The organism is Micromonospora sp. M51, assembly GCF_018070305.1.
In the GTDB taxonomy this organism is placed as follows: Bacteria; Actinomycetota; Actinomycetes; order Mycobacteriales; family Micromonosporaceae; genus Micromonospora; species Micromonospora parva.
In genome coordinates this window covers 1-829 of record NZ_JAGPXZ010001320.1, presented here as the reverse complement: position 1 = coordinate 829, position 829 = coordinate 1, and the positions used below count along the sequence as shown (strand labels likewise).

The following is an 829-nucleotide window of genomic DNA, read 5'->3' as shown; positions in this document are numbered from 1 at the left end:
GGACGGCGCTGACCCGTCGACGGAGTTCGGCGGCGGCACGACTGTTACTCGATAGCGGTCGAATCGACCCTTCCTATTGCCGTGGGGCGTCCACCCGCGACAGGATGGCGAGGCGTGCCGGAAACGTTTCCGTAACCTGCGCGCTGCTGGTCTCTGTCACAAGGAAGTGGGAGTCAGTCATGAGCGAGGCGTCGACGGCGCTGGGTGTGCGCCTTTACCCGGACCTGGTCGAGCGGGGTGGCCTGGCCCCCGCGCTCATCGACACCGCTGCCCGGCACGGGCTCGATGTCGGCCGGGTGACCGCGCCGGAGCAGGGGCGGGCCCGGTTCACCTGCGCCGAGCTGCACTCCGACGAGGGCGTGGTCTGCGTGGGGCTGGGATCGCAGGCTCGATACTTCATGATCGACCTTCGGGTCTCGGGCGAGGTTCTCGCGCGCGGTGACGTCATGGACCTCGCGCAGGTCGCCCACGTGGCCGCGGCCTGGCGGGCCGGCCTGACGATCGCCGAGCTGACCGCCCGGTTCCCGTTCATGGAGGAGATCAAGCACCGCCCGGCACCGGTGGCCCAGGTCGGCTGACCGGCCGGCCCGGTCAACAGCGCAGCCGAGGTGGCAGTGGTGACTCGGCGCCGGCCCCACGGTTGAGGTAGGTCGACTGGACGAAGGCGACGAAGCGTTCCGCGTCGGTCGCCGTGGACGCCAGTCCGAACGAGACGCGGACCGCGCCGCCCGTCGGCAGCCGCAGCGCCGCGAGGTACTGGTCGATCGTGTAGACCCCCGCCAACAGTCGCTGCCGCGTCGCGGCCCGGCTGATCCCGAACGCGCCCTCG

Annotated in this window: 1 protein-coding gene and 1 pseudogene; one reads left to right on the top strand and one right to left on the bottom strand. The window is 71.2% G+C overall.

What is annotated here, in order from left to right:
* Nucleotides 1–179: 179 nt before the first annotated feature.
* Nucleotides 180–578: a hypothetical protein gene (locus KBX53_RS34550; protein WP_210863986.1), complete on the top strand. Its 399-nt coding sequence runs from the start codon at nt 180–182 to the stop codon at nt 576–578.
* Nucleotides 579–591: 13 nt separating this feature from the next.
* Here the strand turns inward: KBX53_RS34550 and KBX53_RS34545 are convergent.
* A pseudogene (locus tag KBX53_RS34545) lies at nt 592–829 on the bottom strand (cysteine desulfurase); the annotation flags it as partial.